This window comes from Streptomyces sp. NPDC058964 (assembly GCF_042741275.1).
Classification (GTDB): domain Bacteria; phylum Actinomycetota; class Actinomycetes; order Streptomycetales; family Streptomycetaceae; genus Streptomyces.
The window spans coordinates 1-2021 of sequence record NZ_JBHYKH010000207.1 but is presented as its reverse complement, the minus strand read 5'-3'; the positions used below and the strand labels follow the sequence as shown (position 1 = coordinate 2021).

Genomic DNA, 2021 nt, shown 5'->3' with positions numbered 1-2021 from the left:
GCGCGGGGCGCCGCGCCCGCCCCCCCCGCCCCCCCCCCTCGCGCCCCCGCCCCCCCCCGCCCCCCCCCGGCCCATCGGCCGGCATCAACTCGGCGCAACCACTGCACCGGGCCGCAGCAGCAGCCAGAGGCAGAACCCGAACGTCCCGGACAACTCCAAGCCGCTGCTGGTTGACGTGGCGGTGCCGCTCGGTTCGTACCACGTCTTCAAGGACGGCCTCGTGAACGTCGTCTCGCTGTCGCTGAGTTCCGCATCGGCGATCCGGGGCTGATGCCGGCCGAAGAAGAGGCCTGGGCAGGCACGGCCGATGTCCGGCGTCCCGGCCCGGTCCGTGAACCTCCGGGCCAAGGAGCGGCTGTTCTCCATGACGGTGCCGACCCACACCATGGTGTCCACGGGGACGGTGTACGCGCCCACGACCCGGACCAGGCACTCGGCCGAGGCCGCGAGGCCCGACGTCGCCACGGCGGCCACACCGCGGCGGGGCCCGCGGGCCCCGGCAGCATTCTGGCCCGCCGCTACGGGGGAGAGCGGCGGGCCAGATATATCCAAGGTGCCACAGCCCGGAGCCGTCCGCACTACCTTCCTGACACGTAGTCCGAAAGCGACCGGCACACGGACGTCTCCGAGCCGTTCAGCGGAACGTGGGCGGGAAGGCGATCACACCTGGCGTTGTCCGGCGCGCCGTGGATTCGGGCAGCGTGTCACCTCGGGCCGGTGGAACGCAGACGGTTGAACCTGGCCGCCCGGCGATCAACAGCGCGCTACAGGGCCGGCGGACCCTGCTCGATGCGGCGCAGTACAGGCGTGAGACGGTCCAGCGCGTCGCTCGTCTGGATCTGCCTCTCGTCCCACCAAGTCGCCCCCGCCTCGGCCAACGGGCCGATCAGGTCACGGGTCTTGACGGCGTCGCCGCCCGGCGTGGCACCGCCGAGGACGAACTCGAAGGGGCTGCCGGAGCGTTCCTCGCGCTGTTTGCGCACGTACGTGACGAGGTCGCGCACCTGGTCCACCGGTGGCACATGGCCGTGCCTGGCTTCGGTGAACAGCGGGACCACGCCGTCCCAGCGGGCGGCACGGCGCATGGGCGGACGGTTGGGCCAGAATCCGGCGACCCAGACCGGCGGCCGAGGACGTTGCACCGTGGCGGGCAGCAGTGTCACGTCCCGTACCTGGTAGTGCCGTCCGTCGTGGTTCACCGGCTCGCCCGACCAGTAGCGCTGCAGCAGGTCCAGGCCCTCGTCCAACCGCTCGGCCAGCACCTTCGGGTCCGTAGTGTCACCGAAACTCGCGTACTCGTCTTCAATGGGCCCGCCCAGGCCCGCGGCGAAGACGACCCGACCTCCGCTCACGGCGTCCAGGGTCGCGACCTGGCGGGCGAGTTGCTGCGGGCGTCGCCGTGCGACCGGGGTGACCAGTGTGCCCAGTCTGATGCGTGAGGTCGCCAGCGCGGCAGCAGTCAGCAGCATCCACGGGTCCCCGAAGGGTCTGCCCTCGTGCTTGCGATGCAGCACGTGATCCCAGACGAACAGCCCGTCCCACCCTGCCCGTTCCGCCGCCGCAGCCACCTTCGCCACGGTCCTGGGATCGGCGAAGTCACCGAAGTTCGGGATGTTGACCGAGAAACGCATTCCCGCATCCTGCTGTACGGCACCATGACCGGCAACCGATTAGAACCCTCCCCGGTGCGGAGCCAAGGGCATGACGGCATCCACCCCCACCCAGCAGGCCGGGACCACCCCTTCAGGCGACGTGTACGGCCTCGGCGCCGGACTGGCAGAAACCCTTGGGCCAGGCCTGCTTGCTCATCTCGCTCTGCATCACCTGGGGCCGTCCCCGGTGGTACGTCGTGGGAATCACGTTGAGCCTGGGGGAGCGTGCATGGCGTCGCGGGGCAGGCGGGGATTCGACGACAGGGCCTAGCCCCAATGCCGGTGACTTAGATGTCCTGCGTTCGTTGGTTGTGGTGTGGCGAGGGTGGGGCAGGTCAAGTCGCCTGCGGGTGAGCGTTTGTCGGACCG

The 2021-nt window shown here is 70.5% G+C and carries 2 protein-coding genes; both read right to left on the bottom strand.

What is annotated here, in order from left to right; translation table 11 throughout:
- Window positions 1-84: 84 nt before the first annotated feature.
- The gene (locus ACFW2E_RS24200; RefSeq protein ID WP_384469182.1) at window positions 85-465 is read right to left on the bottom strand and encodes a hypothetical protein; all 381 of its coding nucleotides are present in this window, start codon (window positions 463-465) and stop codon (window positions 85-87) included.
- A gap of 299 nt (window positions 466-764) precedes the next feature.
- On the bottom strand, window positions 765-1631 hold the full coding sequence (locus ACFW2E_RS24195; protein ID WP_384469166.1) for an LLM class flavin-dependent oxidoreductase: 867 nt from the start codon (window positions 1629-1631) through the stop codon (window positions 765-767).
- Window positions 1632-2021 lie beyond the last annotated feature (390 nt).

Excerpts from the sequence above, each read along its gene's own strand:
- ACFW2E_RS24195 (WP_384469166.1), bottom strand. The coding sequence starts at position 1,631 with ATGCGTTTCTCGGTCAACATCCCGAACTTCGGTGACTTCGCCGATCCC.